The organism is Streptomyces sp. NPDC059037 (assembly GCF_042740015.1).
In the GTDB taxonomy this organism is placed as follows: Bacteria; Actinomycetota; Actinomycetes; order Streptomycetales; family Streptomycetaceae; genus Streptomyces.
Genome location: NZ_JBHYIG010000190.1, coordinates 1 through 10,321, shown reverse-complemented (window position 1 = coordinate 10,321; position 10,321 = coordinate 1). Strand labels below are relative to the sequence as shown.

8 protein-coding genes are annotated in these 10,321 nt (G+C 69.7%); 3 read left to right on the top strand and 5 right to left on the bottom strand.

The features are described 5' to 3' along the window. Both ACFWY6_RS30920 and glgC read left to right on the top strand, forming a co-directional pair. A partial coding sequence (locus ACFWY6_RS30920) for a glycosyltransferase (protein WP_384697247.1) occupies nucleotides 1–238 on the top strand: 238 nt, incomplete at its 5' end. 22 nt (nucleotides 239–260) lie between these two features. Continuing rightward, the gene (gene glgC / locus ACFWY6_RS30915) at nucleotides 261–1,481 is read left to right on the top strand and encodes a glucose-1-phosphate adenylyltransferase (protein ID WP_266872705.1); all 1,221 of its coding nucleotides are present in this window, start codon (nucleotides 261–263) and stop codon (nucleotides 1,479–1,481) included. 30 nt (nucleotides 1,482–1,511) lie between these two features. On the opposite strand, the gene ACFWY6_RS30910 is transcribed toward glgC, so the two are convergent. The 5 genes from ACFWY6_RS30910 to ACFWY6_RS30890 all read right to left on the bottom strand — a co-directional run bounded on the left by ACFWY6_RS30910 (nucleotide 1,512) and on the right by ACFWY6_RS30890 (nucleotide 7,308). Continuing rightward, complete coding sequence (locus tag ACFWY6_RS30910; protein ID WP_384697276.1) at nucleotides 1,512–2,522, bottom strand: ABC transporter permease; 1,011 nt, start codon at nucleotides 2,520–2,522, stop codon at nucleotides 1,512–1,514. 8 nt (nucleotides 2,523–2,530) lie between these two features. Then, entirely contained in the window at nucleotides 2,531–3,496 is a 966-nt protein-coding gene (locus ACFWY6_RS30905; protein ID WP_384697244.1) for an ABC transporter permease, read from the bottom strand. After that, nucleotides 3,489–5,033, bottom strand: coding sequence for a sugar ABC transporter ATP-binding protein (locus ACFWY6_RS30900; protein WP_384697241.1), 1,545 nt, complete (start codon nucleotides 5,031–5,033; stop codon nucleotides 3,489–3,491). Before ACFWY6_RS30900 ends, ACFWY6_RS30905 begins: the two co-directional genes overlap by 8 nt. 1 nt (nucleotide 5,034) lies before the next feature. Next, on the bottom strand, nucleotides 5,035–6,138 hold the full coding sequence (locus ACFWY6_RS30895) for an ABC transporter substrate-binding protein (RefSeq protein ID WP_384697238.1): 1,104 nt from the start codon (nucleotides 6,136–6,138) through the stop codon (nucleotides 5,035–5,037). A gap of 156 nt (nucleotides 6,139–6,294) precedes the next feature. Then, the gene (locus ACFWY6_RS30890) at nucleotides 6,295–7,308 is read right to left on the bottom strand and encodes a LacI family DNA-binding transcriptional regulator (RefSeq protein ID WP_384697236.1); all 1,014 of its coding nucleotides are present in this window, start codon (nucleotides 7,306–7,308) and stop codon (nucleotides 6,295–6,297) included. Nucleotides 7,309–7,600: 292 nt separating this feature from the next. Here ACFWY6_RS30890 and ACFWY6_RS30885 point away from each other — a divergent pair, with 292 nt between their 5' ends. Beyond that, nucleotides 7,601–10,183 carry a PA14 domain-containing protein gene (locus ACFWY6_RS30885; RefSeq protein ID WP_384697273.1) on the top strand — a complete coding sequence of 861 codons (2,583 nt, stop codon included), beginning with the start codon at nucleotides 7,601–7,603 and terminating at the stop codon, nucleotides 10,181–10,183. The last annotated feature ends 138 nt before the right edge of the window (nucleotides 10,184–10,321 follow it).

The following is a 10,321-nucleotide window of genomic DNA, read 5'->3' as shown; positions in this document are numbered from 1 at the left end:
CCCCGCGCGCGCCCCCCCCCCCCCCGAGACCGGACTCCTCGTCCCGTACGGGCACGACGAGGAACCCACGGCCTTCGAGGCACGGCTCGCCCGCGCCCTGAACGACCTGATCGCCGATCCGCGCACCGCGACGCGGATGGGCGTCGCCGGACGCGAGCGCGCGGTACGGGAGTTCGGCTGGGACGCGGTCGCCCGGCGCACGGCCCACGTGTACGAGGAGTTGCTCGAGTCCAAGTGATCCCAAGTCAGGGGGCGGCGCGATGCGCGGTGGACCTTCGGTGCTCGGAATCGTCCTGGCCGGCGGGGAGGGCAAACGCCTGCTGCCCCTCACCGCCGACCGGGCCAAACCAGCGGTCACGTTCGGCGGCACCTACCGCCTCGTCGACTTCGTGCTCTCCAACCTCGTCAACGGCGACGTCCTGCGGATCTGCGTACTGACCCAGTACAAGTCGCACTCCCTGGACCGCCATGTGACCACGACCTGGCGGATGTCGAGCCTGCTCGGCAACTACGTCACCCCGGTCCCGGCCCAGCAGCGCCTCGGCCCGCGCTGGTACTCGGGCAGCGCGGACGCGATCCTGCAGTCCCTCAACCTCGTCCACGACGAACAGCCGGACTACATCGCGGTGTTCGGCGCCGACCACGTCTACCGCATGGACCCGCGGCAGATGCTGGGCCAGCACTTCGAGAGCGGCGCGGGAGTGACGGTCGCGGGGATCCGGGTGCCGCGCGCCGACGCGTCGTCCTTCGGCATCATCACCCCCGCGCGGGACGGCACGCGGGTCGACCGCTTCCTGGAGAAACCGGCCGACCCGCCGGGCCTGCCCGGCTCCCCGCACCAGGTGTTCGCCTCCATGGGCAACTACGTCTTCACCACGAAGACCCTCGTCGACGCGCTCCAGCAGGACGCCGAGGACGACAACTCCGTGCACGACATGGGCGGTTCGATCCTTCCGATGCTCACCGAACGCGGCCTGGCCCAGCTGTACGACTTCGACGACAACCACGTCCCCGGCGAGACCGCGCGCGACCACGGCTACTGGCGTGACGTCGGCACCCTCGACGCGTACTACGAAGCGCACATGGACCTGATCTCGGACCAGCCGGTGTTCAACCTGGACAACCGGCGCTGGCCGATCTACACGCACTCCGGCGGGTTGCCGCCCGCCAAGTTCTGCGCGGGCGGCATCGCGAGCGAGTCCATCGTCAGCCCCGGCTGCGTCATCCGCGGCCAGGTCACCCGCTCCGTGCTCTCGCCCGGGGTGACCGTCGAGCAAGGGGCGGTCGTGCAGGGCTCGGTGCTGCACGACAACGTACGCGTCGGGCGTGGTGCCGTGGTCCGCGGCGCCGTCCTCGACAAGAACGTGGACGTCCCGCCCGGCGCGACGATCGGCGTCAACCCCGAGCGGGACCAGGAGCTGTACACGGTGTCGAAGGCGGGTGTGATTGCGCTGGGCAAGGGACAGGCCGTGCCCTTATAGGACTCCTTGTGGGAGTCCTTGCAGGAGCCCTTAGAGGACCCGGCGCCTGCGGCCCAGCCAGGTCTGCGCGATCACCACGACCGCCAGGAAGGCGCCGCTGACGACCTGTTGGTACGCGGAGTCCAGCGAGCCGATCTGGTTGATGACGTTCTGGATCACCTTCAGGAGCAGTACGCCGACGAGTGATCCGCTGATGAAGCCGAAGCCGCCGGTCAGCAGTGTGCCCCCGATGACGACCGCGGAGATCGCCTCCAGCTCCATGCCTGAGCCGAGAATGGTGACGCCCGAGACCAGCCAGGCCGCGTTGAGCGCGCCCGCGAGGCCCGCGCAGAGCCCGGACAGGGTGTACACGGCGATCTTCGTGCGGGCCACGGGGGCGCCCATCAGCGCCGCCGCGTCCTCGTTGCCGCCGACCGCGTACACGTACTGGCCGAAGCGGCTGCGGCGCAGGACGACCGCGCCGGCCACGAAGAGGACGAGGGTGATCCAGACCGGGGCCCCGACACCCAGGACCTTTCCCTGGCCCAGTGTCGCGAAGAACGAGTCCTTGTCGACCAGGTAGGTCGTGGAGCCCTCGTCGGTGACGGAGAGGAGGATGCCGCGCGCGCCCAGCATCGCGGCGAGTGTCACGATGAACGGGGCGAGCCGGGAGCGGGCGATCAGGAGGCCGTTGACGAGGCCGATGAGCCCGCACACGGCCAGCGGCAGGAGCAGCGCCACCGCCGTCCCGTACCGCGAACCCCAGGCCGCGAGCACGCCGCCCAGGGCGAAAAGGGAGCCCACGGAGAGGTCGATTCCGCCGGTGACGATCACGAACGTCATGCCGAGCGCGACGACGGAGAGGAAAGCGGAGGAGACCGCCATGTTCTCGAGGTTGTCACCGGTCAGGAAGGTGTCGAAGCTGAGGGACGCCGCGATGACGGCGACCACCAACGTGACCAGGGCGCCGTGCTGTTGGGCCAGGGCGCTGAGCCGCTCCGAGCGGTTCGCGGTGGGCGGTTCGTCGTCGCTGGTCTTGTTCGGCTGTGCCTCGGATATCACGGTGCCGGTCACCGCTTGCCCCTCTCCCGTGCCGCGTAGACGGCGAGAATGATCACCACGGCCTGGGCGATCTGCGTCCAGGACGGCGGCAGATCGTGCTTGATGAGCGTGGCGGTGAGCAGCTGGATCAGTACGGCGCCCGCGACGGTGCCGCCGATCCGCACCCGCCCGCCACTGAGCGGTGTGCCGCCGACCACGACCGCCGTGATCGCGGACAGTTCCATCAGGTTGCCGAGCGAGGTGGGGTCGCTCGCGGTGAGACGGGCCGTCGCCAGGACGCCCGCGACGGCGGCGAGGGCGCCGGAGCAGACGTACACCAGGATCAGGACGCGTCGTACGGGAAGTCCGGCGAGGCGGGCGGCCGGGCGGCTGTCGCCGATGGCGAGCAACTGGCGGCCGAAGGTGGTGCGCCGGACGACGAAGGCGACGAGCAGTGCGAGCGCCGCCGCGATCAGGACGAGGTAGGGGATGCCGAGGACGTCGCCGGAGCCGAGCGAGGCCATGTTCGGGTCGCGTACGTCCTTGAGCTGGGGGAGCAGCACGAGGGCGAGCCCGCGGCCCGCGACCATCAGGGCCAGCGTCGCGACGATGGGCTGGACGCCGATGAAGGCGATGAGCGAGCCGTTGGCGACGCCTATGACGGCACCGCCGATGAGCGCGACGATGAGCGCGATCCACATCCCGTAGCCGAGGTAGAGGGAGAGGAGCGACGTGGAGAGCGCCATCACCGAGCCGACGGAGAGGTCCACGCCCTCGCTGCCGATGGCCAGGGCCATGCCGAGGGCGACGATGAGGACGGGGGCCACCTGGACGGCCTGGGTGCGGAAGTTCTCGGCGGAGAGGAAGTGCGGGGTCACGGCGATGTTGAGGACGAGCAGTACGGCCACGCCGACGTAGACGCCGTAGTTCTGGAGGAGACGGAGCGCGCGCTCACGGTCGGCGAGCACCTTGCGGCCGATGGCGAGGTCAGTCATGGGGGCCTCCGGTGGTGGACGGGGCTGCCGCGATCGCTCGCATCAGGTGGGCCTCGGTGACCGCGTCGCCCGTCAGCTCCTCCACGACCGCGCCGTCCTTCAGGACGAGGACCCGGTCCGAACCCTCGACCAGTTCCTCCATGTCGGAGGAGATCAGGAGGACGCCGAGTCCGTCCTGGGCCAGTTCGTCGATCAGCTTCTGGACCTCGGCCTTCGCGCCGACGTCGATGCCGCGCGTCGGCTCGTCGAGGAGGAGGACCTTCGGGTTCATCGCGAGCCAGCGCGCCAGGAGGACCTTTTGCTGGTTGCCGCCGGACAGTTCGCCCACCTTCTGGTGGGGGCTCGACGCCTTGATGCGCAGGCGCTTGATGAAGGTGTCGACCAGCGCGTCCATGCGGCGCTCGTCCACCAGGCCGAAGCGGGAGAGGCGGGGGAGCGCGGCGAGTGCGATGTTCTCGCGGACCGAGAGGCCGGGGACGATTCCCTCGGCCTTGCGGTCCTCGGGGAGGAGGCTGATGCCGGCCCGGATCGCGGCGGGCGTGGAGCCGGTGCGGACCGGCGCCCCGGCGATCAGCACGCGGCCCGAGTCCGGCGGCAGCGCTCCCGCGATGGCCTTCGCCGTCTCGCTGCGGCCCGAGCCGAGCAGACCGCCCAGGCCCACCACCTCACCGGGCCTGATGCCGATGGACACGCCGTGCAGCTGGTGGCGGACCGTCAACTCCGTTGCGGTGAGCACGGGTTGGCCGGAAGCGTCGTGACTGCCGGTGAACTTGGTGACGCCCTCTTCGCGTACGTCCCCGACCTCGCGGCCCAGCATCAGGGACACCAGGCGGAGCCGGTCGAGCTCCGCGATCGGACCGGTGTGCACCCGCTTCCCGTCCCGCAGCACCGTGACCGTGTCGCACACCTCGTAGAGCTCTTCGAGGCGGTGACTGACGTAGATCACCGCGATGCCGCGGTCCCGCAGCATGCGGATCACGCCGAACAGGGTCTGGACCTCGCGGGGTTCGAGGGACGACGTCGGTTCGTCCATGATGACGACCCGCGCGTCGACCGATACCGCGCGGGCCAGGGCCACCATCTGCTGGGTGCCTACGCCCAGTTCGCGCAGCGGGCGGCGTACGTCGACGCGGATGCCGAGGCGCTGTAGCGCATCGGCCGCCTCGCGGTGCATCCGGCGGAAGTCGATGAGCCCGAGGCGCCCGCGCGGCTCACGGCCGAGGAAGAGGTTGCGGGCCACGCTCATCAGGGGGACGAGGTTGACCTCCTGGTAGATGGTGGAGATCCCCGCGTGCTGGGCCTCCAGGGGCGTGGAGAAGGTGAGCTGCCGGCCGTTGTACGTCAGCTCGCCCGCGTCCGGTGCGTACACGCCCGTCAGGACCTTGATGAGCGTGGACTTGCCCGCGCCGTTCTCGCCGATCAGGGCGTGCACCTCGCCGGCGCGCGCGGTGAAGTCGACCGCGTCCAGGGCCCGTACGCCCGGGAATCTCTTCGTGAGGCGGCTGACCGAGAGGACGCCGGAAGAACCTGACGACATCTCAGTACGCCTTGCCGAGGTCCGACTTGGCATTGCTCTTCGTGTACGCGCTGTCCTTGATGACGATGTCCTGCGACACCTTCGAGCCCTTGGTGAAGGTGTCGAGCGTCTGGAAGGCCAGCGGGCCGAAGCGCGGGTTCGACTCGATGACGCCGTAGATCCAGCCGTCGACGATGCCCTGCACGGCGTTGCGGGTGCCGTCGACCGTCACGATCTTGACGTCACCGGCCTTCTTGCCCGCGCCCTTGAGCGCGCCCACCGCGCCGAGGCCCATCTCGTCGTTCTCGGCGTAGATCCCGGTGATGTCGGGCTTGGACTGGATGAGCTGCTCGGTGACCTGCTGGCCCTTCTCGCGGGCGAACTCGCCGGTCTGTTTGAAGACGATCTTCAGTCCTGGGGCCTGCTCCTTGACGCGGTCCTCGAAGCCCTTGGTGCGCTCGGTGGTCACGTTGTTGCCGGCCGCGCCGAGCAGGATGGCGACCTTGCCCTTGCCGCCCGTCGCCTTGATCATCTGGTCGGCGGCGCGCTTGCCCTGCTCGACGAAGTCCGAGCCGATGAAGCTCACATAGTCCTTGCAGGCCTTGGCATTGATCTTGCGGTCGATGGTGATGATCGGGATGTGCCTGGCGGACGCCGCGCGCAGCACCGGCTCCCAGCCGTCGGAGTTCAGGGGCGCGATGACCAGCAGGTCGGCGCCCTTGGCGATGAGGTCCTGGACGTCGCTGATCTGCTTGGAGAACTGCGACTGGGCGTTGGCGGTGAGCAGCTTGAGGCCGCGCTTCTCGGCCTCGGCCTTGATGGACGCCGTCTCCGCGATGCGGAAGGGGTTGGCCTCCTTCTCCGACTGGGAGAAGCCCACGGTGGCGGTCTTCAGGTCCAGCTTCTTGCCGCCGTACGCGTCGATCGCGCAGGTCTCGCCGCTGCCCGCGCTCGGCTCCGAGACGACCTGGCCCGAGTCGCCCTGGTCCTGCGACGCGGAGCTCTTGTCACCGGCGTCGTCGTCCTCGGACTTGGCGCAACCCGCGGCGAGCGCGAGGCTCGCGGCGAGACCGGCGGCGAGGAGGGTCCTGGCTGAGGTACGGCTGAGGAGTGTGGTCGGCTTCATGGAGTCCCCAAAACGGCACGGCCCCGGCGCTGAGAGCGCTCACGGGAAGATCGGCACTTGCGGTCAACTCGGCGGTACGGGGAGCTTTTTACATCGTTGGAAGAGGGCTGTAAACCCTCCGCGCAAGCACCGGCCTCGCTTCTGCGCGCCCGTCCCTCATCGCCGCCCGAGGGTGCTCTCGCGCTCCACCAGCCGGAATTCCGCGGTGAGTTCACGCCCTGCGGGCTCTTTGCCGCCCTCCAGACTCCGCAGCAGCGAGGCCACCGCGAGCCGTGCGATGGCCTGCTTGTCCGGCGAGACGGTGGTGAGCGTGACCGCCCCGAACTGGCCCTCCGCGAGGTCGTCGAAGCCGACCACCGCCACGTCCCACGGCACCCGAAGGCCCCGCTCGTGCAGCACCCGCATCGCGCCGATGGCCACCAGGTCGTTGTACGCGAAGACCGCGTCGGGCCGCACCCCCGCGTCCAGCATCCGCGCCATCGCCTTCGCCCCGTCCCAGCGGTCCCAGCCGCCGACCGGGCCCACCAGGGAGTCCGGCGTCGCAATCCCGGCCTGCGCCAACTCCTCGCGCCAGCCCTGGAGTCGCAGATGCGCCGGGCGGTTCGCGGAGTCGGTGCGGGCGCCGAGATAGGCGATGCGGGTGCGGCCGCGCCCGATGAGATGGCGTACGGCGGTGCGCGCGGCCGCCACGTTGTCGATCGCGATGTGGTCGTAGGGCAGGTCGTACTGGCGCTCGCCGAGCAGCACGAGCGGCACGTCGTCCTCCCGGCCCCGCAGGTCCTCCGCCTCGAGCTCCAGCGGGCTGAGGATGAGACCGTCGATGACCCGGGCCCGGAAGCCCTGGCTGACCAGGACCTCCTGCTCGCGCTCGCCGCGCGTGTGGTCGAGCAGCACGGTGAAGTCGTGTTCGGCCGCCGCGTCGATGACCGCGCCCGCGAGCTCGGCGAAGTACGGGTTGCCCAGCTCGGGGAGGGCCAGCGCGATGATTCCCGTACGCCCTTTCCGGAGGTGACGGGCCGTCAAGTTCGGTCGGTAGCCGAGCTCGTCGATGGCCTCCTGTACACGGGCCCGCATCGCCGGGGTGACGTGCTGATACTTGTTCACCACGTTGGAAACGGTCTTGATGGAGACGCCCGCGCGCTCCGCGACGTCCTTGAGGCTAACCCGCACGTGCAGCTCCCTGCGTCTAGATGCACCCCGACCGGGGGCGTTTGTCATGACCCTGGACAGCTCGCCGGGCGGCGTGCTGTCATGCCAACTGCCGTTCCTTCCAACGTTGTACAGACTCGTTGTACCGACTGGAGCGACGAGCCGCCACCCTTCCTCAGCCTTCAAGCACCGCTTCAAGCAAGGAGGATCCGTGCGCCCCACCCGAACCAGAAGGTCCGTCCGAACCAGAAGGTCCATCCGAACCAGAGGGCCCAGCAGACCCAGAAGGCCCAGCAGGCTCAGCAACCGGCTGATTCTGCTGCTCGCCGTCGCGCTCGCCTTCGCCGGTCTCACCGCGGTACCGGCCGCGACCGCTGCCGACGACGAACCGCCCGAAGTCCACGGCCTGAAGGGCGAGTACTACACCCAGTCCGCCCCGGGAGCCTTCGACTTCCACGAGCTCAAGGCCACCGGCTTCGACCCGCGCATCGACTTCGACAACCTCGACCCACGGCTTTCCTTCGCCACCGGCAAGGCCGACGACGCCACCGTCCGCTGGACCGGCAAGGTCGTACCGGAGAAGACCGGGCCCCACACCTTCTCCATGATCGGGGACAACGGCTTCCGGCTCTGGATCGACGGCAAGCTCGCCATCGACCACTGGATCGACGACTGGGACAAGGAACAGACCGCCCAGCCAGTGGAGTTGACGGCTGGTCAGGCCTACGACATCAAGGTCGAGTACTTCGAGCACTACGGCGGCTCCAACCTCCATCTGCGCTGGACCGAGCCCGGCGGAACCAAGGAGGCCGTCCCGCAGTCGGCCTTCCGCCTCCCCGACGGGTTCGATTACGACGGGGCGATCGCCGCCACGATCCTCAAGGACGGCCGCACCCTCAAGCTCGACTTCGCACAGGAGCTCGGCGCACCCCCCGCCGGTCTGGCGGACCACATCGAGGCGGTCATCGGCGGCGCGAAGTGGCCCCTCGGCACGGTCAAGGCCGACCCGGCCGACCCGCGCGCGCTCCTCGTCGGCCTGAAGGAACCCGTCGTCGGCAACAAGGGCGGCACGGCGAAGGGCACCGCCGACCTGCGCTACGACGGCAAGGGCGGCCTGGCCGGCGACGACGGCAAGGCGGTCGGCGCGTTCTGGACCAGCGGCCCCAACCGCTCCGAGCACCAGCTGCGCACCGAGTGGGCCGACGAGGTCGGCCCGGACAACGCGCTGCCCGAGTACCCGCGCCCCCAGCTGACCCGTGACGCCTGGCGCAACCTCAACGGCTCCTGGCAGTTCGCCCCGGCGAAGGCGGGCGAGCGGCCCCCGTTCGGCAAGCGGCTCGACGAGAAGATCCTCGTCCCCTACCCCGTGGAGTCCCAGCTCTCCGGCGTGGAACGGCACGAGGACCGCATGTGGTACCGCAGGACCTTCACCGTCCCCGAGGGCTGGAACGTCGGCGACGGCAAGCGCCTCAAGCTCAACTTCGGCGCCGTCGACTGGCAGTCCGAGGTGTACGTCAACGGCACCAAGGTCGCCGAACACAAAGGCGGCTACGACAAGTTCAGCGCCGACATCACCAAGGCCCTCAAGCCGGGCCGCACCCAGGAACTGATCGTCGGCGTCTACGACCCGACCGACGCCAAGGACGGCGAGAACCCGCCCGTCGGCAAGCAGCGCCTGGACCCCAGCGGCATCTGGTACACCCCGTCGTCCGGCATCTGGCAGACGGTGTGGATGGAGCCGGTCGCGGCCGACCACGTCGACTCGCTCAAGCTCACCCCCGACGTGGCCGCCAAGGAACTGACCGTCGAGCCGAGGGGCGTGCGCGACGGTGTGCCGGTCAAGGCGGTCGCGTACGAAGGGAAGGCCAAGGTCGCGGAGGCGAGCGGACGGACGGGACAGCCGCTGAAGCTGAAGATCGCGAAGCCGCGCCTCTGGTCGCCGGACGACCCCTTCCTCTACGACTTGAAGGTGACGGTCGGCGGCGACCGCGTCACGAGCTACTTCGGGATGCGCTCCATCGCCGTGGAGAAGGTGAACGGCACCCCGCGCACGGTCCTCAACGGGAAGCCCACCTTCCTGATGGCCACGCTCGACCAGGGCTTCTGGCCGGACGGCCTGCACACCGCGCCGACCGACGAAGCGCTCGCGTACGACTTGAAGATGCACAAGGAGATGGGCTTCAACTCGGTCCGCAAGCACATCAAGGTGGAGCCGGACCGCTGGTTCTACTGGGCCGACAAGCTGGGCCTGATGGTCTGGCAGGACATGCCGTCGATGAGCGCGGGACGTACCCCTGACACGGCCGCCCGTGCCGAGTACGAGCGTGAGATGAAGCAGATGATCGACGAGCACGCGAGCAGTCCCTCGATCGTCATGTGGGTCACGTTCAACGAGGGCTGGGGCCAGTACGACCAGGGCCGGATCGCCGACCAGGCCAAGTCCTGGGACCCGACCCGCCTGGTCAACGGCATGTCGGGCCTCAACCTGGGGGCCGACGGCGGCACCGGCGACATCATGGACGAGCACGGCTATCCGAGCCCGGCCCTTCCGCCGCACCCCGACGGCGAACGGGCCCTGGTCAACGGCGAGTACGGCGGTCTGGGCCTCGCGGTGCCGGGCCACGCCTGGTCGGTCCAGCAGAGTTACGTCGACGTGGACCCGGCGACGTACACGGACGACTACCTCACGAAGCTCGACGAGGTACGGGCGCTCGCCTGCAAGGGCGGCAACGGCGCCGTCTACACCCAGATCTCCGATGTGGAGGGCGAGTTGAACGGTCTGCTCACGTACGACCGCAGGGTGGTCAAGCCCGATGTGAAGCGGCTCAAGGCGGCGCACGCATCCTTGATCGGTGACGTGTCGCGGCCGGATCCGGCGGGGTGCCCCGGCTCCTGAGGGGTTCCTGAGACGGTGTGGTGCTCCGGCCCGCGCGGGGGGGGGCGGGGGGCCGTTCCCGGGGCCCCCCGGCGGTTTGACGTGGTCGCGGGCCCCCCCCCCAAGCCCCCCCCGGGGCAGAGTTTACCCCCCCCCCCC